This window comes from Gordonia sihwensis, assembly GCF_029632925.1.
GTDB classification, from domain to species: domain Bacteria; phylum Actinomycetota; class Actinomycetes; order Mycobacteriales; family Mycobacteriaceae; genus Gordonia; species Gordonia sihwensis.
Genome location: NZ_CP121248.1, coordinates 1,456,737 through 1,476,829, shown reverse-complemented (window position 1 = coordinate 1,476,829; position 20,093 = coordinate 1,456,737). Strand labels below are relative to the sequence as shown.

Annotated in this window: 14 protein-coding genes, 1 tRNA gene and 1 pseudogene; 13 read left to right on the top strand and 3 right to left on the bottom strand. The window is 69.0% G+C overall.

Going from position 1 to position 20,093, the window contains the following annotated elements; all coding sequences use genetic code 11:
- Positions 1-109: 109 nt before the first annotated feature.
- From P5P27_RS07130 to P5P27_RS07115, 4 genes are all read left to right on the top strand, one after another.
- On the top strand, positions 110-4,177 hold the full coding sequence (locus P5P27_RS07130) for a bifunctional nitrate reductase/sulfite reductase flavoprotein subunit alpha (RefSeq protein WP_062367601.1): 4,068 nt from the start codon (positions 110-112) through the stop codon (positions 4,175-4,177).
- 166 nt (positions 4,178-4,343) lie between these two features.
- The gene (nirB, locus tag P5P27_RS07125; protein ID WP_278127022.1) at positions 4,344-6,863 is read left to right on the top strand and encodes a nitrite reductase large subunit NirB; all 2,520 of its coding nucleotides are present in this window, start codon (positions 4,344-4,346) and stop codon (positions 6,861-6,863) included.
- Between the two features lie 45 nt (positions 6,864-6,908).
- Positions 6,909-7,340: a nitrite reductase small subunit NirD gene (gene nirD, locus P5P27_RS07120; RefSeq protein WP_278127020.1), complete on the top strand. Its 432-nt coding sequence runs from the start codon at positions 6,909-6,911 to the stop codon at positions 7,338-7,340.
- Positions 7,337-8,056, top strand: coding sequence for a sirohydrochlorin chelatase (locus P5P27_RS07115; protein ID WP_278127018.1), 720 nt, complete (start codon positions 7,337-7,339; stop codon positions 8,054-8,056). Before nirD ends, P5P27_RS07115 begins: the two co-directional genes overlap by 4 nt.
- Here the strand turns inward: P5P27_RS07115 and P5P27_RS07110 are convergent.
- Both P5P27_RS07110 and P5P27_RS07105 read right to left on the bottom strand, forming a co-directional pair.
- Positions 8,019-9,161: a uroporphyrinogen-III synthase gene (locus P5P27_RS07110; RefSeq protein ID WP_278127016.1), complete on the bottom strand. Its 1,143-nt coding sequence runs from the start codon at positions 9,159-9,161 to the stop codon at positions 8,019-8,021. The two genes, P5P27_RS07115 and P5P27_RS07110, sit on opposite strands and share 38 nt — an antisense overlap.
- Positions 9,158-10,558, bottom strand: a complete 1,401-nt coding sequence (locus P5P27_RS07105) for an MFS transporter (protein ID WP_278127014.1) — start codon at positions 10,556-10,558, stop codon at positions 9,158-9,160. The genes P5P27_RS07110 and P5P27_RS07105 overlap by 4 nt, the downstream gene beginning before the upstream one ends.
- Positions 10,559-10,868: 310 nt before the next feature.
- Between P5P27_RS07105 and P5P27_RS07100 the strand changes: the two genes are divergently transcribed.
- Both P5P27_RS07100 and P5P27_RS07095 read left to right on the top strand, forming a co-directional pair.
- The gene (locus P5P27_RS07100; protein ID WP_156150514.1) at positions 10,869-11,006 is read left to right on the top strand and encodes a hypothetical protein; all 138 of its coding nucleotides are present in this window, start codon (positions 10,869-10,871) and stop codon (positions 11,004-11,006) included.
- 129 nt (positions 11,007-11,135) lie between these two features.
- Positions 11,136-13,070 (top strand): ABC transporter ATP-binding protein, encoded by a 1,935-nt coding sequence (locus P5P27_RS07095; RefSeq protein WP_278127012.1) that lies wholly within the window; start codon positions 11,136-11,138, stop codon positions 13,068-13,070.
- 57 nt (positions 13,071-13,127) lie between these two features.
- Here P5P27_RS07095 and P5P27_RS07090 read toward each other — a convergent pair.
- Positions 13,128-13,676 (bottom strand): annotated as a pseudogene (locus P5P27_RS07090) (SMP-30/gluconolactonase/LRE family protein); the annotation flags it as partial.
- A 163-nt stretch (positions 13,677-13,839) separates the two neighbouring features.
- Here P5P27_RS07090 and P5P27_RS07085 point away from each other — a divergent pair.
- The 7 genes from P5P27_RS07085 (at position 13,840) to P5P27_RS07055 (ending at position 19,979) form a co-directional block, all read left to right on the top strand.
- The gene (locus tag P5P27_RS07085; protein ID WP_006896595.1) at positions 13,840-14,412 is read left to right on the top strand and encodes a PadR family transcriptional regulator; all 573 of its coding nucleotides are present in this window, start codon (positions 13,840-13,842) and stop codon (positions 14,410-14,412) included.
- 54 nt (positions 14,413-14,466) lie between these two features.
- On the top strand, positions 14,467-16,527 hold the full coding sequence (locus tag P5P27_RS07080; protein ID WP_006896594.1) for an NADPH-dependent 2,4-dienoyl-CoA reductase: 2,061 nt from the start codon (positions 14,467-14,469) through the stop codon (positions 16,525-16,527).
- Positions 16,528-16,600: 73 nt separating this feature from the next.
- Positions 16,601-16,954, top strand: coding sequence for a putative quinol monooxygenase (locus P5P27_RS07075; RefSeq protein WP_006896593.1), 354 nt, complete (start codon positions 16,601-16,603; stop codon positions 16,952-16,954).
- A gap of 47 nt (positions 16,955-17,001) precedes the next feature.
- Positions 17,002-17,808 (top strand): mycolate reductase, encoded by an 807-nt coding sequence (gene cmrA / locus P5P27_RS07070; protein ID WP_006896592.1) that lies wholly within the window; start codon positions 17,002-17,004, stop codon positions 17,806-17,808.
- A 56-nt stretch (positions 17,809-17,864) separates the two neighbouring features.
- Positions 17,865-18,464 carry an oligoribonuclease gene (gene orn / locus P5P27_RS07065; RefSeq protein ID WP_006896591.1) on the top strand — a complete coding sequence of 200 codons (600 nt, stop codon included), beginning with the start codon at positions 17,865-17,867 and terminating at the stop codon, positions 18,462-18,464.
- 102 nt (positions 18,465-18,566) lie between these two features.
- Positions 18,567-18,639: transfer RNA gene (locus P5P27_RS07060), tRNA-His, on the top strand.
- 173 nt (positions 18,640-18,812) lie between these two features.
- On the top strand, positions 18,813-19,979 hold the full coding sequence (locus P5P27_RS07055; protein WP_278125867.1) for an IS1249 family transposase: 1,167 nt from the start codon (positions 18,813-18,815) through the stop codon (positions 19,977-19,979).
- Positions 19,980-20,093: the final 114 nt, after the last annotated feature.

Sequence of the window (20,093 nt, the reverse complement as noted above, 5' to 3'; positions counted from 1 at the left end):
CCTTCATACCCTAACAAGCGCTCGGTTGGGAAGGAGGTGTCCCGATAGTTGACCTGGCTGTAACGCCGCTCTGCACGCGCCGAAACAGTTCCACGGAACCGTGACTGGCATGTCCCTGGAACCGCTGGCTCCCACTGCCGTCGACACCGTGTGCGGTTACTGCGGCGTGGGATGCGGACTGACCCTCGACGTCGCGGACGGGGCCGTCACGGGGGCGCGGGGCACCAAGAGCCATCCGGCCAATCGGGGCAGGCTGTGCACCAAGGGCGCCACCACCGTCGACATGCTGCGCGCCCCCGGACGACTCACCACCGCTCTGATCCGGGAGCGGCGCGACGGTGACGCCCGACCCGCCGACGTGGACGACGCGATCGCCGAGACCGCCCGCCGACTGACACGGATCCGTGACCGCCACGGCCCCGAATCCATCGCGGTGTACGTCTCCGGCCAGATGTCACTCGAAGCACAGTATCTGGCGAACAAGCTGGTCAAAGGCTTCCTCGGCACCAACCAGATCGAATCGAACTCCCGGCTGTGCATGGCGAGTGCGGGGACCGGCTACAAGCAGTCGCTCGGTGCCGACGGACCGCCCGGCAGCTACGACGACATCGACCACGCCGACGCCTTCCTGGTGATCGGTTCCAATATGGCCGACTGCCACCCGATCCTGTTCCTGCGCCTCCTCGACCGGGTGGCCGCGGGCGCCCGGCTGATCGTGGTCGATCCGCGGCGGACCGCCACAGCCACCAAAGCGCACATCCATCTCCCGGTCCGGCCGGGCACCGATCTCGCACTGCTCAACGGCCTGCTGCGGCTCATCGTCGACGAAGGCGGGCTGGACGAGGAGTTCGTGGCCGCGCACACGCGGGGGTGGGACGCGCTCGCCGCGATGCTCGACGACTACCCGCCCGAACGAGTCGCCGAACTCACCGGCGTCGACGAGGACGCCCTGCGGGAGACGGCCCGCATCCTCGCCGGCGCCGAGAACTGGATGACCCTGTGGACGATGGGGCTCAATCAGTCGACGCACGGGACGTGGAACACCAATGCCGTCTGCAACCTCCATCTCGCCACCGGAACCATCTGCCGGACGGGATCCGGCCCGTTCTCGCTGACCGGGCAGCCCAATGCGATGGGCGGTCGCGAGATGGGCTACATGGGTCCGGGCCTGCCCGGGCAGCGCAGCGCGCTCGATGCCGGCGACCGCGCCGACGTGGAGGCAGCCTGGGGTCTCGAACCGGGGACGCTGAGCACCGATCCGGGCGGCGGCACCGTCGACATGTTCGAGGCGATGGCCGATGGCCGCATCCGCGCCGCGTGGATCATCTGCACCAATCCGGTGGCCTCGGTGGCGAACCGCTCGACCGTCGTGCAGGCCCTCCGGCGCGCGGACTTCGTCGTGGTCCAGGAGGCCTTCACCGGAACCGAGACCTGCGAATACGCCGACATCGTGCTGCCCGCCGCACTGTGGACCGAAGCGCAGGGGACGATGGTGAACTCCGAACGCAGCATCAGTCTCACCTCCCCCGCCGTAGCGCCGCCGGGCCAGGCGCGGGCCGACTGGGAGCTGATCTCCCAGATCGCCCGCGGCATGGGCTTCCGCGACGGGTTCTCGCACGCCGACGCGGCGGCCGTGTTCGACGAGATCCGCGGCTTCCACAATCCGCGGACCGGCTGGGACCTCCGCGGCGTCGACTACGCGAGGCTGCGCGAAGGACCCGTTCAGTGGCCGGCGGCGCCGGGCGGACCGGCGCGCAATCCGATCCGCTACCTCAGCGACGACCCGGCCGAGCCCGGTCCCCTCTTCCCCACCCCGGACCGGCGCGCGCGGTTCCTCGCCCGCCCGCACATGCCGCCCGCCGAACTCCCCGACGACGACTATCCGATGGTCCTGACCACCGGTCGGCTGGCGCACCAGTGGCACACCATGACGAAGACCGGCCGGGTCGCGAAACTCTGCCGGCTCGACCCCGGCTCCTTCGTGCAGATCCATCCCGACGACGCACGCCCGGCGGGTATCGGCGACGGAGACATGGTGGAGGTGCGATCCCGCCGCGGCGCGGTACGGGTACCCGCGCGCGTCGACGACGCGGTGAGCGCCGGCGTCTGCTTCGTCCCCATGCACTGGTCCGACGCCTTCGGCGAGATGCTCGCGGTGAACGCCGTGACCACCGATGCCGTCGACCCCGATTCGCTGCAACCGGAGTTCAAGGCGTGCGCCGTGGCGCTCACCCGGCTCTCCGGACCGGTGCCCGATAACCAGGAGCCGCCCATGACCACCGCCGATCCGACCGCCGCCGATCCGACCGCGACCGAATCGTCGTCGCTGGCCGTCGCCCTGCGCGTCGACGCCGGCGAGCCCGTGCTGACCGAGACCGAGCGCGGCTATCTGGCGGGTCTGCTGCGCGGCCTGACCGCCAATCCGCCCCGCGACGCGGTTCCGACGGTCCCGTCACAGGCGCCGCTCTCGGAGCCGGCCCGGATCTGGGTCGACGGAGTGCTGGCCGGATACTTCTCCCGGGTTCCGATGACGGGACCCGGATCCGCGTCCGTCGTCGATTCACCGGCGCGCAGAATCCGGCTCGTATGGGCGTCGCAGACCGGCACCGCGGAGGAGTACGCGGCGCAATGCGCCGGCGCATTGCGCGACGCCGGCTTCGACGTGATCGATGCGAGCGCCGAACGCACCGGACTCGGCGACCTGGTCGGCGACGTCCTGTTCATCGTCTCGACCACCGGTGACGGCGACGCACCGGATGCCGCCGTCGGACTGTGGGACGCGCTCGCCGGCGCGTGCGCGCAAGACGTGGACGGACTGCGCTTCTCAGTTCTCGGGTTCGGCGACTCGTCGTATGCGGATTTCTGCGGTTTCGCCCGCAAACTGGACGCACGGCTGGCGACGCTGGACGCGCAGCGGATCGCGCCCGCCGGATACTGCGAGCCCGACTACGACACCGCGGCCGCCGCATGGCTCGCCGGGGTGGTCGCCGTGCTGGACTCACCGGCCTCGCCGGACGACCCCGACACCGCTGCCGACTCCCGGACCTGCGCCGAATCCCCTCCGGCTCCGGGCTATTCACGGAAGAACCCGTTCACCGCGCGCGTGCTGGAGAACGCAGTCTTGACGACGGGTACAGCGAAGGAGGTGCGCCGCATCGCGTTTCATCTGCCGCCGGGCTCCCTCGAGTACACCGCCGGAGACGCCCTCGGCGTGTGGCCGCGCAACAGCGAGACGCTGGTCGACGAATGGCTCGCGCGCACGGGGCTCGACGGCGCGGAGGCGGTGACCGTCGACGGCGCCCCCGTCCCGCTCCGGCAGGCGCTCACCGAGGACTACGAGATCGCCGACTGCTCCCGCGATCTGGTCGCCTTCGTCGCCGAGCGGACGGGCGACTCCGAACTGCGCGCCCTCCTCGACGATCCGGCCGGCTTCGCCGACTGGGCGTGGAACCGCCAGTCGGTGGACCTACTGGCCACTCATCCGGTCTCGGCCACCGCGGCGCAGTGGCTCTCGGTGTGCCGACGGCTGCGCCCCCGCCTCTACTCCATCTCCTCCAGTCCGTCCGCGCACCCGGAACGGGTGGAGGCCACCGTCTCGGTGGTGCGGTTCGGCGACGAGTCCGCGCCGCGCCGGGGCGTGTGCTCGGGATTCCTGGCCGATCGCGGCCCCGCCGACCTCGCGCGCATCTTCATCACGCCCAACAAGAAGTTCGGCCCGCCCGTCGACCCGGAGGCTCCGGCGATCATGATCGGTCCCGGAACCGGAATCGCTCCGTTCCGGGCCTTCCTGCACGAGCGGGCCGCGTCCGGGGCCGCCGGCGACAACTGGATCTTCTTCGGTGAACGCCACCGCGCCACCGAGTTCTACTACGAAGACGAGCTCGCCGGGTTCCGGGAGGCCGGGGTCCTCACGCGACTGGACACCGCCTTCTCGCGCGACCAGCCGGAGAAGGTGTACGTCCAGCATCTGATGCGCGAGCGCGCCCCGGAGATCTGGGAGTGGCTGCGGCGCGGCGCGCACGTCTACGTCTGCGGCGACGCCAAGCACATGGCGCGCGACGTGGACGACACCCTCAAGCAGATCGTGGCCGAACACGGGCGTCTCGCGCCGTCCGGCGCCGAGAACTATCTGCGGGCGCTCTCCGCCGAAGGCCGGTACGTCCGCGACGTGTACTGAAGCCGCACCCCCGTCGCCCCCCCGACTCGAAACATGCTCGAAACCCGGTGCGGGACTCGTCATCTGACCGCAACGCGACCCGAGCGGCATCGCAACACCCCGTTCGTAACGTCGCTTCCGAGCCGAACGGATCGGCTGCGAACTCGAGTGGAAGGACCTGGAGTCGATGAGCGAAACCGTGGTGGTCATCGGACACGGAATGGTCGGGCACCGCTTCGTCGAGGCACTTCGCGCCCGGGACGTCGACGGCGGATGGCGAGTGGTGGTGCTCGGCGAGGAGACCGACCCCGCGTACGACCGCGTGGGGCTCTCGGGATACGTCGGCTCCTGGGAGCGGGCCGAGCTGGCGCTGGCGGGCAACCGCTACGACGGCGACGACGCCGTGGAGTTGCGGGTCGGGGACGCCGTCGTCGCGATCGACCGCGACCGTCGCGTGGTGCGAACCGCTTCGGGCGCCGAGATCGCCTACGACGCGCTGGTGATGGCGACCGGATCGCGAGCCTTCGTGCCGCCGGTCCCGGGACACGAGACGCCGGGCTGCCACGTCTACCGGACCCTCGACGATCTGGACGCCATCCGCGCCGACGCGGAGCGGGCCCTCGCGCGCGATGCCCGCACCGCGCCGGTCGGCATGGTGGTCGGCGGCGGGCTCCTCGGACTCGAAGCCGCCAACGCTCTTCGATTGATGGGTCTGGCGCCTCACGTGGTGGAGATCAACCCGAGGCTGATGCCTCAGCAGGTGGACGCCGGGGGCGGCGAGCACCTGGCCCGGATGATCGGCGAACTCGGGATCGAGGTGTCCCTCTCGTCGGGCACCGAGTCCATCGAGCCCGGCGACGCCGGCGTGCGTGTCACACTCGCCGACGGCACGGTGGTCGACGCCGCACTCCTGGTGTTCGCCGCCGGGGTCCGTCCCCGCGACGAACTCGCCCGCGACTGCGGTCTCGCGGTTGCCGAACGGGGCGGGATCCTCACCGACGAGCGCTGTGCCACCAGCGACCCGTCGATCTACGCGATCGGCGAGGTCGCGGCGATCGACGGTCGTTGCTACGGCCTCGTGGCCCCCGGCTACGCCACCGCCGAGGTGGTCGCCGACCGGCTGCTGGGCGGCTCTGCGGTGTTCCCCGGCGCCGACATGTCCACCAAGCTCAAACTGCTCGGCGTCGACGTCGCCAGCTTCGGCGACGCGCTGAGCGCCACTCCCGGAGCGCTCGACGTGGTGGTCTCGGACCCGATCGGCGGCGTCTACGCCAAGCTCGTGCTGTCCGACGACGCGTCCACCCTGCTCGGCGGCGTGCTCGTCGGCGACGCGAGCGCATACGGCCTCCTGCGCCCGCTGGTGGGATCGAGCCTGCCGGGAGACCCGGTGAGTCTGATCAGCCCGGCCGGCGACGCACCGGCCCTCGGGGTGGGCGCGCTCGGCGACGACGCGCAGATCTGTTCGTGCAACGACGTCAGCAAGGGCACGCTGTGCGCCGCGATCGCCGACGGCGCATGCGATGTGGCGGCCCTCAAGGGCTGCACCGGCGCGGGCACGTCGTGCGGCTCGTGCGTTCCGCTGCTGTCGCAGATCCTGGCCGAGGAGGGAGTCGAGCAGTCGACCGCCCTGTGCGAGCACTTCGCGCAGTCGCGCGCCGAGCTGTTCGAGACGATCAGGGCCTGCGACATCCGGACCTTCTCCGGCATCGTCGAACGGTTCGGCACCGGCACCGGCTGCGACATCTGCAAGCCGACGGTCGCGTCCATTCTGGCGTCGATCGGCTCGGGCCACATCCTCGACGGCGAGCAGGCCTCGCTGCAGGATTCGAACGATCACTTCCTGGCGAACATCCAGCGCAACGGCACCTATTCGGTGGTCCCGCGGATGCCGGGCGGCGACGTCACGCCCGAACAGCTGATTCTGATCGGCGAGATCGCCCGCGACTTCGGTCTGTACACCAAGATCACCGGCGGTCAGCGCATCGACATGTTCGGTGCCACCGTCGACCAGCTGCCGCTGATCTGGCGGCGCCTGGTGGACGCCGGGATGGAGTCGGGCCACGCCTACGGAAAGTCGCTGCGGACCGTGAAGAGCTGCGTCGGCTCCGACTGGTGCCGGTACGGTCAGCAGGACTCCGTTCGGATGGCGATCGATCTGGAACTGCGGTACCGCGGGCTGCGGTCGCCGCACAAGATCAAGATGGGCGTCTCGGGCTGTGCCCGCGAGTGCGCCGAGGCCCGCGGGAAGGACGTCGGCGTCATCGCCACCGAGAAGGGCTGGAATCTGTACGTCGGCGGCAACGGCGGCATGACTCCCCGGCACGCGCAGCTCCTGGCCGGCGACCTGGACGATGCCACCCTCGTCGCCTACATCGACCGTTTCCTCATGTACTACATCCGCACGGCCGAACGACTTCAGCGCACCGCCGCCTGGCTCGACGGACTCGACGGCGGCATCGAGCGGCTCAAGGCCGTCGTGATCGACGACGTGCTGGGTCTGGCCGACGACTTCGAAGCCGACATGGCCCGCCACGTCGACGCCTACGAATGCGAATGGAAGGGCGTCCTCGACGACCCGGACAAGCTCCGGCGGTTCGTCTCCTTCGTCAACGCGCCCGGCGTTCCCGACCCGACGGTCGCCTTCGGCGAGAGCCACGGGCGCCGAGTTCCGGTCCTGCTCGGTTCGCCCGCGCTGCCGCAGTCGTGAACCGGCTCGTTCCGCCCGCCCCCGAACACACCTGAAAGGTCTGTCATGACCCTCGCCTTCGACCTCCACCGTTGGACCCGCGACTGGACCGCCGCGTGCCACATCGACCGGCTCGACCGCCTGCGCGGCGTGGCCGTGCTGCTGCCGGACGGCGCGCAGGTGGCGCTGTTCCGGCTCGCCGACGACACGCTCCGCGCGGTGGGCAACATCGATCCGATCGCTCGCGCCGCGGTGATGTCGCGCGGCATCGTCGGCGACCGGAACGGTTTCCCGGTGGTCGCCTCGCCCTTGAAGAAGGAGGCGTTCAGCCTCATCGACGGACGCTGCCTCGATTCCCCCGGAGTGCGGATCCCGGTGTACGGCACGCGCATCGGGCTCGACGGGACCGTATTCGTGGCGAACTCCCCCGACATCCGGTTCGGCTTCCGGCCCGAGGGCTTCAAGCCCGCCACGAGTTCGGCGGCGAGCCCGCGATGACCGTCCTGCTCGTCGCGCACGGCACCCGCGACCCACGGGGCGTGGAACTGATCTATCGGCTCGCCGACGAGATCGGACGCCGCCGGGACGGGCCGGTGGCGGTGAGCTTCGTCGACGTCGTCGGGCCCTCGCCGAGCGACCTGCTCCCCGATCTGCCCGACGGCCCGGTCACGGTGCTGCCCGCGTTCCTGGCGCGCGGCCACCACGTGCGGGTCGACATCGCCGCGCACCTGGCCGCGGCCCGCCGGCCGGTACGGCTGGCCCCGGCACTGGGACCGTCTCAGCTGCTGACCCGTGCGCTCACGATCCGCCTGGCCGAGGCCGGGGCGACGAGCGACGACGCCGTCGTCCTGGCCGCGGCCGGCTCCGCGGATCCGGTGGCGCAGCGGGACATCGAGACCACCGCGCGCCTGCTGTCCGCGCGGCTGGCAACGCCGGTCCGCATCGCATTCGCGAGCACCCGCGCGGACTCGCCTCACGCATCGGTCCCGGACACCGTTGCCGCCCTCCGTGCGGACACACCCGGACGCCGGATCGCGGTGGCGTCGTACCTGCTCGCCGACGGGCTGTTTCAGCAGCGCCTGGACGACTCGGGGGCCGACGTCGTCGCCCGCCCCCTCGGTCTCGCGGCACCGGTCGTCGACGCGGCCTGCGGCCGGCTCGACTCGGCCGGCGAGTTCACTGCTCGTCCAGTGCCAGCCGGTAGCCGCGTTTGACGACCGTCGCGATCATCTCGCGGCATCCCAGCGCAGTCCGGAGCCTGCCGATCGCCACCTCCACCGCATGTTCGTCACCCGCGCCGATCACCGCGAGTAGATCGGTGCGCGACACCACCGTGCCCGGCCGCTGAGCGAGGGCCTTGAGCAGACGCAGCGCCGACGCGGGCACGTCACGGACCTCTCCGTCGACCACTACCGCCGAGGCATGCACGCCGAGGCGGTGCCCGGCCACCGCGAGTTCGGACTCCCGGACCGGCAGATCCTCGGCCACGAGCCGCGCCAGCGCGCCGAGCCGCATCCGGTCCGGCCAGCGCGCGGCGACCCCCGCCAGCTCGAGCGGCGCGGCGGTCACCGGGCCCACGCAGTAGACGGCGACCGCCTCCCGGAGTGCGGAGACGAACGGCTCGCGCACGCCCAGCTGAGTCGATCGCGTCAGCATCGACACGGCGGCCGGACCGGAGGTGAAGGTCACCGCGTCCAACCGGCGGGCGGCGACGTCGTAGATCAGCGCATCGAAGTCGCCGAGATCGGCGGGCCGGCGCCAGCTGTAGACCGGCACGGAGACGACATCGGCTCCCATCGCGATGAGACCGTCGACGAAGTCGCGGTTCGGGTCCCAACCGTCGATCGCACCGTGCAGCTGAACCGCCACTCGCCGACCGGCGACGTCGTCGGGGCTCAGGTGCGCCAGCACTTCGGCCGACGACTCCGATTCGGGCGACCATTCCTCGCGCAATCCCGCCGCACGCAACGCCCCGGTCACCTTCGGCCCGCGCGAAAGGATGCGCGCGCCGGCGAAGGCGCCCATCAACTCGTCGGCCAGCCCCCATTCGTCCGCAGCCTCGATCCACCCGCGGAAGCCGATTCCGGTCGTCGGGATCAGCAGATCCGGCGGCTCCGCGATCACCGCATCGGTGCCCGCGCGCAACGCCGGGTCGTCGGCCAGCGGCACCATCTCGATCGCCGGTGCGGCGACCACTCGTGCGCCTCGTCGCATGAGCAGCGCGCCGAGCTCCTCAGCTCGGCGCGCTGCGGTGACGGCGACGGTGAACCCCGCCAGCGAGGGCGGGGCCGACCGGTCGCCGGTGGTGGCAGAACTCATGAAGACAGCTTCGCAGACTGCGGTGCGCCGGGCGCATCGGCCGCCGCGCGCGGCACTCCGACGTACGCCCGCCAGGTGACGGCCGCGGCGACCAGGTAGAAGGCGGCGAAGACCACCACCGCGACGGTCGCCGACCCGGAGCTCAGGTACGACTGTCGCAGCACCATGTTGATCCCGACGCCGCCGAGTCCGCCGACCGCGCCCGCGATCCCGATCACCGCTCCAGACATGGCTCGCGAGTACGCCGCCCGCCCGTCCTCGTCGAGCGGCAGCGCGCGGGACTTCGCGTCGAACACCGACGGGATGATCTTGTACACCGAGCCGTTCCCAATCCCGGAGAGCACGAAGAGCGCCACGAAGCCCACCACCTGAACCTCGAGGGACGAGCCCACCAGGAGGACGGCCGCGGCGCCGACCATGCCGGCGAACACCCCGAGCGTCACTCGGCTGCCGCCGATCCGGTCGGCGAGCCTGCCGCCGCACACCCGTGCCACCGACCCGAGGAGCGGGCCGATGAAGGCGATCTGCGCGGCGTGCAGTGAGGCCTGCGCCGCGGTGTCGCCGCGATCGAGGAAATTCAGCGCCAGTACCTGCGAGAAGGCGAAGGAGAACCCGATGAACGAGCCGAAAGTCCCGATGTAGAGCAGCGAGATCAGCCACGTGTCGCGGTCGGTGATCGCCGACCGCATCGCGGACAGGTCCACGCCCGGCCCCTCGAGGTTGTCCATGAAGAGCGCGGCGCCGAGCCCGGCCACCGCGAGCAGCACGAGGTAGACGGCGCACACCCAGTACGGTTCGCCGACCCCGGCCCACGCGATCACCAGCAGTCCCACCAACTGCACCGCGGGCACCCCGAGGTTGCCGCCGCCCGCGTTCAGACCGAGGGCCCAGCCCTTGAGGCGCTGCGGATAGAAAGCGTTGATGTTCGTCATCGACGACGCGAAGTTGCCGCCGCCGAGCCCGGCGAGTGCGGCGCACACCAGATACAACCACAGCGGCTGACCCGGATTCGCGAGAAGGACGATCGTCGCCATCACCGGCACGGTCAGCACGACGGCCGAGAAGACCGTCCAGTTGCGGCCGCCGAATCGCGATGTCGCCAGGGTGTACGGGAAACGCAGCAGAGACCCGGTGAGGGTGGCCACGGCTCCGATGAGGAACTTGTCCCCCGCCGAGATGCCGTAGACGTCCGACGGCATGAACAGCACCATCACCGACCACAGCGTCCAGACGGAGAATCCGACGTGCTCGGCGACCACCGACCAGATCAGGTTGCGCCGCGCGATCGCCGATCCGCCCGCCTCCCATGCCGCGGTGTCCTCCGGATCCCAGTCGGTGATCGTCCTCGACGCGAATACTGCTCGTCGTTCTCGGGGTCGGGTGTGAGCTGGTCCCATCCGCACGCGGTGCCTCCTTCGTCCTCCCGGGCATTCGACCGGGTCGCGATCGACGCTAGGCAGGCGGTGTTGCGGGCGGTCGCCGCGGCGATCACGGGCGCGTAATGAAGCCCTCACCGACATGCGGGGAGCCGTGTGAGCAGCCTGAAACACGGCGGAATGCCGCAGTTCCGACGGTTCCGAGATGTTCCCAGAATGCTGCCAGTCGCGCGCCAGATCCTCCACAGACGGGGTCCATAAATTCATCTGTGTCGGACGCGAGATACGCGAGCGGAAATAGCCGCCGAGCCGACCGGATAAGGAGAATGACATGGCATTCGACAACAACCGCCGCCCCGAGCAGAACAACCGTCAGAACTTCGGATTCGCGCACCCCGCTCCGCGTCGGCGTCGTGAGCGTCGGTGGGATGCCCGCAATCACCGCTGGTACTGGATCTGGGTCCGCTGACCAGGTGTGAACTGATCGGGTTCCACACCCTCGGATGCGCCGGTCCCGGAAATGTATTCCGGGACCGGCGCATCGGCATTTCTTTTGAAGAGAATCGGTCCGTTTCATCGATTACAGGAGATCACCCAAATGACATTTCTCACCGCGATGCGCCGATTCTCCCATTTCGCCTCCGGACATCGCGTCGCACTGAGCGGTGCCGCATTCTTTCTACTGGTCGCAGCCGCATGCGACGCCGTCGGCGTGTTCTTCCTATCCGACGTCGTCGACGGTGCCCTCGGTTCCTCCGACTGGCAGTCGTTCGCGCGTCTCGCCGCACTGTGGCTCGCCGTGACCGCGGTCAGCGTCGGTGCCGACTACGTCGGCACCCTCCTGTCGACGGTGGCCTCCGAAGGTGTGGTGCTCCGGCTCCGCACCGCTCTGTTCGCACACGTCCAGCGGTTGGCACCGATCACGCATCGGCGCCGCGGGCTCGGCGACCTCGTCGTGCGGCATTCGAGCGACCTGGAAGCCGTCGAGCACTTGATCGGCACCGGGATGATGTCCCTGGCGGTGGCGGCCGCCAACGCGCTGGGTCTGATCGTTGCCGCGTTCGTCATGAGCCCGGTCGTCGCGGGGGTCGCACTGGCCGCATGCCCGGCCCTGTGGGCGGTCTCGTCGTTCTTCGGGAGGCGCCAGAGCCGGACGACGCACGCCGAGCGCGCCGCGAACAGTGACATCGCCGACGCCGTCTACTCCGCGCTGGCCGGCCACGAGACCACCGTCGCGTACAACCGCGAGCGCGACGAGGCCGACGAGCTGGAGCGTCACGGCCGCCGATGGGCGCGCACCCGGGTGTCGCAGACGCGCATCGAAGCCGGCTTCGGCGGAGTGCTCGGCTTCGCGCAGGTGTGTCTGTCGCTCACCGTCACCCTCGTCGGCGTCTGGCAGGTGCGTGAGGGCGCACTCAGCGTCGGCCAGCTGCTGGCACTGTCGGGCTACCTGGCGATGCTGTATCCCAAGCTCCAGCAGATCGCCGACGTGCGGCTCGCGGTGGCCGAGGCATGCGTGAGCGCCGAGCGGATCGCGGAGATCCTCGACGAACCGGTGCACCGTGCCGAACTCGGCGACGCGCGGCCGCTGCCACCGGTCCCGAGTGGCGCCCCCGTGCCGGTGCGGCTCGACGGCGTCTGCTTCGCGTACGAGGGCAGGCAGATCCTCCGAGGCGTCGACCTGGAGTTGCGGCCGGGTGTCATCACGGCTCTCATCGGCCCCAGCGGCACCGGCAAGTCGACGCTCGCATCGCTGATCTGCGCGCTGGAGGATGCGGAGTCCGGCACCGTCACCGTCGGCGGCCACGACGTGTCCGAGGTGACCGGCGCGTCGGTCCGCGAACAGGTCACGCTGCTGCCGCAGACGGCCCACATCCGGCCGGGGACGGTGGCCGACAACATCGCGTTCGGCCGTCCGACGGCAGGCCGGGAGGAGATCATCGAGGCGGCGCGCGACGCCGGCGCCCATCGGTTCATCGCCGCGCTGCCGGACGGATACGACACCGTGCTCGCCGGCGACGGCTTGGAACTGTCCGGCGGACAGCGCCGACGGATCACCATCGCGCGGGCGATGCTCCGGAACACGCCCGTCCTGATCCTCGACGAGCCGACGGCCGCGCTCGACGACGAGTCGGTCGCCGGAGTGATCGGGCCGCTGCGCCGACTGGCCCGCGGACGCACCACCCTGCTCATCACCCACGATTCGCGGCTGACCGCGATCGCCGACGAGGTGGTGCGACTCGAGGACGGGCGAATCCGCCGGGTGTCAGCTGCGCAGGTCGAGCACGCCGAGCGCGTTGCCGAGGATGGTGCCGAGATACAGGACCCCGTCGCGCTCCGCGACGGCGGTGACGAAACCGAAATCGAGGTCGTCGATCCGCACCTCGCGGGCCATCGTGCCGTCGAAGTCGAAGGCCTGTACCCAGACCACCTCCTCCGGCGTCGGTCCGACACCCTGCGGGGCCCGCGCGAGCACCTTCCGGGCCCGCAGCGGAAGCCGGAAGATGCCCTCCAGCACAGCATTCCGCGGTGAGGCGAGCGCCACCCACAGTCGCCCGTCGCTGCCGATCGACATGTTGTCCGGATAACCGCCCAGACCGTCGAGGAAGACCTCGGAGGTGCCCGCCGCCGGTCCGGTGAGCCAGTACCGCGAGATCCGGGAGGCCCCCGTCTCCGCGACCAGCACGTAGTCCTCACCGGGGCCCAGGACCACGCCGTTCGCGAACTGCAGATCGTCGCGCAGCACCTGGACCTCACCGCTCGGCGACAGTCGCATGAGCCTGCCGGTCCCGGAGTGCTCGATGATGTCCGCCCGCCAGCGGTCGAACATGAAGTTCTGAGACGACGACGAGAAGTACAGCGTTCCGTCGGAGGCGTGGGCGACGTTGCTGGCGAACCGCAGCGGCCTGCCGTCCACCGTGTCGACGAGCACTCGTGCGCGCGAGCGATCCGGATCCAGGACGAGCAGCCCGCGATCGTGGTCGCAGATGTAGATCGAACCGTCGGCACCGTAGTCGAGGCCGAGGAGCCGTCCGGCGGTGTCGGCCAGCACGCTGATCTCCCCCGTCGACGGCTCCACCGACAGCAGACGACCGTCGTCGAGTCCGGTCACGACCCGCCCGTCGGGCAGGCAGATCACGTCCTCGGGTGCGGTTCCGGGAAGGGCGATGCGGCGAAACGAGGTCACGGCCAAGTCTTAGCAGCAAATCGGCGGCGGTGTGTCCGACCCGCCGCTTTATATGCATCGGAGTTCATATGAACCCTATTGCATAGAACTAAGGTGCATTGTTACGGTGTCACGCATGGCACTCGAGCACGCGATCCTCGTCTCGCTCTCCGAGCGGCCCGGGACCGGGTACGAGATCGGGCAACAGTTCTCGCGGTCGATCGGATACTTCTGGTCGGCTACGCACCAGCAGATCTATCGGACGCTCAAGAAGCTGCACTCCGACGGGCTGGTGAGCTTCGAGTCCGTGGCACAGGACGGCCGCCCGGACAAGAAGGTGTACACGCTCTCGCAGGCGGGACGCGACATGCTCGCCGAGTGGGTGAACAGCCCGACGCCGCTCCCGCCGCTGCGCAGCGATCTCGGAGTCAAGCTGCGCGCCGCCGATCTCGGCGACCTGCCGACGGTGATGGCCGAACTCCGCGCCCACCGCGACGAGGCCGCCGCGATGCTCGAGGTGTATCGGGGATGGGTGGAGCAGTACTACCCCGATCCCGATGCCCTCTCCGGACGCAAGCTGAACCAGTACCTGGTGCTCCGCGGCGGAGTCCGGATGAGCGAGCAGACCGTCGACTGGTGCGACGAGGTGCTCGACCGCTTCCAGCGCGAACTCGAGCGCTCTGCCGCCGTCGCCGCCCCGCAGCACTGAATTCCACAGAAACCACTGCATCCCACCGAGACCCACAACGAGAAAGGTCGCCCAATGACAGCCCAGACGGCGCCCAACGCCCACTTCCCCAGACTGTTCGAACCGCTTCGGATCGGCGGGATCACGCTCGACAACCGCGTCGTCATGGGATCGATGCACACCGGCCTGGAGGACCGGTTGTGGGACACGCCCAAACTCGCCGCCTACTACGCCGAACGCGCCCGCGGCGGCGTCGGGCTCATCATCACGGGCGGTTTCGCACCGTCGCGCACCGGCCAGCTGCTGCCCTTCGCGGGCAAGATGACGAACCGCGCCGATGTGCTCCGGCACCGCGAGTTCACCAAGGCCGTCCATGCCGAGGGCGGAAAGATCGCCCTGCAGATCATTCACGCGGGGCGCTACGGGTATACGCCCTTCAAGGTTGCCGCCGGCAGCGAGCCGAGCCCGATTCACCCGTTCAAACACCTCAAGATGACCGAGCAGATCATCTGGCATGTGATCCGCTCATTCGGCACCGCGGCGCAGCTCGCGCACCGAGCCGGCTACGACGCGATCGAGCTGATGGGCGGCGAGGGATACCTGATCAACCAGTTCCTCTGCCCGCACACCAACGACCGCACCGACAAGTGGGGCGGCAGCACCGAGAACCGTCAGCGCTTCCTCGTCGAGATCATCAAGGACGTGCGCAGGAAGGTGCCGCGCGAATTCCCGGTCATCCTGCGCCAGAGCGTCGCCGACTTCGTGAAGAACGGACAGACCTTCGACGAGATCGCACTGCTCGCCAAGCGGGCCGAGGAACACGGCGTCGACGCCATCAACACCGACATCGGCTGGCACGAGGCCCAGGTACCGACGATCGTGACGTCGGTACCGCGGGGCGCGTTCGTCAAGTTCACCGAGCGGCTGCGCGATGTGGTGGACATCCCGCTGATCGCGTCCAACCGCATCAACACCCCGGACTTCGCCGAGGAGATCCTCGAGCGCGGCAAGGTGGACGCGGTGTCGATGGCCCGCCCGCTGCTGGCCGACCCGGAGTTCGTCGACAAGGCGCGCACCGGCCGCGCCGACGAGATCAACACGTGCATCGGCTGCAATCAGGCGTGCCTGGATCACGCCTTCGTCGGTCAGAAGGTCTCGTGCCTGCTGAACCCGCGCGCCGGCCGCGAGACGGTCCTCACCCTGGGGGCCACCCGCACGGCCAAGCGGGTGGCCGTCGTCGGAGCCGGTCCCGCCGGGCTGTCGGCGGCCGTCTCCGCCGCGCAGCGCGGCCACCGCGTCGACCTCTACGAGGCCGGGCCGGCCATCGGCGGGCAGTTCTCCATCGCCGCCCGCATCCCCGGCAAGGAGGAGTTCAACGAGACCATCCGGTACTTCACCCGCCAGCTCGAGATCAACCACGTCGCCGTTCACCTCGACACCCGGGTGGGCGCACAGGAGCTCATCGACGGCGGGTACGACCAGGTGATCGTCGCGACCGGCGTGGTCCCGCGCGTGCCTGCGATCGACGGCATCGACCACCCGATGGTCATGTCGTACGCCGACGCGGTCCTCGGCCACCGCGAGGTCGGCAAGCGCGTGGCCGTCATCGGTGCGGGCGGCATCGGATTCGACGTCACCGAATTCCTCACCACCGATGAGTCGCCGACACTGAACCTCAAGGAATGGGAGCAGGAGTGGGGCGTCACCGACGACCTCGACACTCCCGGCTTCCTGACCGAGCCGAGGCCGATGCCCGCCGTGCGCGAGGTGTACATGGTGCAGCGCAAGCCGGGCAAGCAGGGCAAGTCGCTCGGCAAGACCACCGGCTGGGTGCATCGTGCCGCGGTCAAGATGAAGGGCGTCGAACAGATCTCCGGCGCCACCTACGACAGGATCGACGACGCCGGCCTGCACATCACGCTGCACGACAAGGAGGGCAACGAGGTCGGCAAGCGCCTGCTCGAGGTGGACAACGTCGTCGTCTGCGCCGGTCAGGAATCGGTGCGCGACTTGGTCGACCCGCTGACCGCGGCCGGTGTGATCACCCACGTCATCGGCGGTGCCGACCTCGCGTCCGAACTCGACGCCAAGCGCGCCATCCGGCAGGGCACGGAGGTCGCCGCGGGCTTGCCGTGAGGTGCTGCTCTCTACGATGACTCGGTACCCGCATCGGAACGACGGCGCCCGCAACCAGAAGAGAAGAGCCCGAATGAACGAGAACGAGATCGTCATGATCGCCACCTTCCCGAACATCCCGGAGGAGAACGTCGCCGCGTTCACGGCGGCCGTCGCCGAGTCCCTCGACGCGGTGCGGACGGAGAAGGGCAACCTGCAGTACGACTGGTTCATGGACGACGACCGCAGCCGATGCGTGGTGCTGGAGCGCTACCGAGACGCGGCGGCGGTGGTCGAACACGTCGGCAATGTGGCCGAGGTCCTTCCGCGGCTGGCTCAGCTCGGGGGCGGGGTGGAGATCGACGTACTCGGCACGCTCCCCGCGGACCTGCACGCCGCACTCGAATCCCGCGTGCGAGCGATCCACGGTCTCGTCGCGGGCAAGTAGCCGACACCTTTCGGCCGATGTCCGAGGCCGTCGATACGATGTGGCCCATGTTGATGCCGCCTCGTTCGTCTGCCCGCGCCGTGGTCACCGGAGCGTCCTCCGGCATCGGAATGGCGTTGGCGCGGACGCTCGCCGCTCGCGGCCACTCGGTGATCCTGGTGGCGCGGCGGGAGAACGTACTTCATGAGCTCGCCATCGAACTGCGGTCGCGATTCCAGGTGGACGCGGACGTGCGGGCGGCGGACCTCTCCGATCTCGACGCGGTCGACGCACTGTGCGACGAACTGTCGAGTCGCGAGATCTCCATCCTCTGCAATAACGCGGGGATCGCGACCTTCGGGCCGCTCGCCGGCCTCGACTCCGCATACGAGCGCGCCCAGGTCCGGCTCAACGCGAACGCCGTGCACGATCTCACTCTCGCGGTTCTTCCGCAGATGGTCGAACGCGGCTCCGGCGGCATCCTGATGGTCGGCTCCGCCGCAGGCAATATGCCGATTCCCAACAATGCGACGTATGCGGCGACGAAGGCCTTCGTCAACACCTTCAGCGAGTCGCTGCGCGGGGAACTCAAAGACACCGGGGTGCACGTCACACTGCTGGCTCCGGGACCGGTCCGCACGCACACCCCCACCGCCGAGGAGGCGTCGATCGTCGACAAGCTGGTCCCGGGCTTCCTCTGGCACGATTCCCAGAAGGTAGCGGAGATGAGCCTGGATGCGTTGAGCCGCAACAAGATGCGCGTGGTTCCGGGGACACTGAGCAAGGCGATGTCCGTGGCCGGCGGCTATTCGCCGCGTGCCGTGGTCGCGCCGATCGTCGGCAAGTTCTACAGCAAGCTCGGCGAAGGCGAGTAGCTCGTACCGCGCACGCGGACAGACGGCGGCACGCCGTCCCGATTACAGTTGATCGAGTGCAAGACAAACTCGTGTGGATCGACTGTGAGATGACCGGACTGGATATCGGCTCGGACAAGCTCATCGAAATCGCCGCTCTCGTCACCGACAGCGACTTGAACATCATCGGCGAGGGGGTCGACCTCGTCATCCACGCCGACGACGAGGCCCTCGCGGGCATGCCCGAGGTGGTCGCCAAGATGCATGCCGACTCCGGGCTCACCGAAGAGGTGCGCGCCTCCACCGTCACGCTCGCCGAAGCGGAGAAGGCGGTTCTGGACTACCTGCGCGAGCACATCACCACGGCCGGCGCGGCCCCGCTCGCGGGCAACTCCATCGGCACCGATCGCGGCTTCATCGCCCGGGACATGCCCGAGCTGAACGCCTACCTGCACTATCGGATGGTGGACGTCAGCTCGATCAAGGAGCTGTGCCGTCGCTGGTACCCGCCGATCTACTTCGGTCAGCCGCAGAAGGGGCTCGCCCATCGCGCACTCGCCGACATCCGCGAATCGATCCGGGAACTGCGCTACTACCGCGAGACCGCCTTCGTTCCCGCCCCCGGCCCCGACGCGAAGACCCTCGAAGAGGTCGTCGAACGGCTTGGCCCCGCGTAAACACGCTGGTCAGGAACCGATTGGAGTTTCTGGGTGAAAACCGGCTAGAGTATGAGCCTGGCTCGGCAAACAACGTGTGAACGCTGTGCAGCTGCGCCGATGGTGAGTGTAGTTCAGTTGGTAGAGCACCAGGTTGTGATCCTGGCTGTCGCGGGTTCGAGTCCCGTCACTCACCCCGAAGAACGACGAGGGCCCGGACGGCGAGAACGCCGACCGGGCCCTCGTCGCATATCGCACGGACTCCTCACCCCACGGGGGTTAAAGGCCAAAATGTGTGTACAGATACGCTGGTTTCCGGTGTCTGACCTCGACTGACAGTGCGCCGGACATGCTTTGAAAGCATGTTCGGTGTCAGGTTCTCGGAATTCCCCCTCATGTGGTGTATGCGGCCGCAAGCTCGTCAAGAACGGAACCACCAGCGCCGGCCGCACCCGCTGGCGCTGCAAAGACTGCGGCGCCTCCAGCACCCAGAAACGCCCCGACATCACCCGCAAAGCCGAACTCACCGCGTTCCTCACCTGGCTCCTGCACGGCCGACAACCCGACCACATCAGCGCACGCACGTTCCGCCGATCACGCTCCTGGTGCTGGAACATCGAAGTCCCACCACCTGCACCCCCGACTGAGCCGGCCCAGGTATTGATGCTCGATGGCACCTACTTCCAATCCTGGTGCCTGCTGATCGCCTTCGACGGCACCCACGTCGTCGACTGGCAATGGTGCGACCGCGAGAAGAAGATCGCCTGGCAGCAAATCCTGCAACGCCAACCCGCCCCGCACGTCGCGGTCATCGACGGTGGCCGCGGCCTGCTCGCCGCGATCGCTGACGATTGGCCCACCACTCGAGTCCAGCGCTGCTACTTCCACATCTTCCAGACCGTGCGCCGCCACCACACCTTCAAACCCCGACTCGATGCTGCCCGTGAAATTGTCACTCTGACAACCGCTTTGATGAACATCCGCAATTCCGAGCAGGCCGTGCTCTGGCTTCAGGCCTACAACGACTGGGAAATCAAGCACGACCGATTCCTCCGGCACCGGACCTACGCCCGCCCGCACGCTGTGCGCCCGAAGGGCGTCGCCGAGACCAGCACCTGGTGGTACACCCACCGCGACCTACGCAAGACCCGAGGACTGTTCCGGCGGCTGATCTCAGAAGAGCACCTGTTCACCTGGATCGACCCCCGCCTGACCGATGAAGAGCACCCCCTGCCGCGGACCACCTCACCGCTCGAAGGCGGCCCCAACAAAGGTCTCAAAGACCTGTTCCGCGCTCACCGAGGACTTCTGACCGAGCACGCCCGCCGAGCCGCCGAATGGAAGCTCAACAGCCTCACCGCCCACCCACACGATCCGTGGAGCCTGGTCCGCGAAGAGCACCACAACCCACCACCGCAGCGACCGAAGGAAACGCCCGTCGAGGACGAGCAGATCGGGCCCGCCGCCTACGACACAGGCTTCAACTGGGAAGACGGCAACGGCATCCAACACGGATGGGGAGGCCGAAACCGGTAAACCACCCGACGCCACGCCCGAACCGTACACACATTCTGGCCTTTAACCCCCCCACGGGCAAGAACATCCCGGCATGCAGAACGCCCCGGATCTCGCGAGAGATCCGGGGCGTTC